Consider the following 259-nt stretch of genomic DNA (forward strand, 5'->3'; position numbering starts at 1 on the left):
GCGCTTTATGTGAATGTCGGTCAGGTTGCAAGCACGTTGATGAACGTAAGCTGGCTTCAGTTCGGCATGATTATCATGGGTTCCGGTTTGTTTGCGGTTAACTGCATTCTTTTTATCGCTGCAATCCTGAATATGCTGATTGCCAAGTTTGGTGCAGCGATCATTATGTGCATTTTGCCAATACTGATCGGATTCATATTTTTCGAGCAGACGCGTCAATGGACAATGAGCTGGTTCAGCAAAATGCTTAACTTCTCGC

General features: G+C 44.4%; 1 protein-coding gene. It reads left to right on the forward strand.

Annotated elements, in window-relative coordinates; all coding sequences use genetic code 11:
• Positions 1-39: 39 nt before the first annotated feature.
• Positions 40-259, forward strand: a 220-nt coding sequence (locus KZZ04_RS21915; RefSeq protein WP_368735909.1) for a type IV secretion system protein, incomplete at its 3' end; no start/stop codon positions are given.

The sequence above is a fragment of the Pseudoalteromonas sp. CR1 genome (assembly GCF_019392235.1).
Taxonomy (GTDB): Bacteria; Pseudomonadota; Gammaproteobacteria; order Enterobacterales; family Alteromonadaceae; genus Pseudoalteromonas.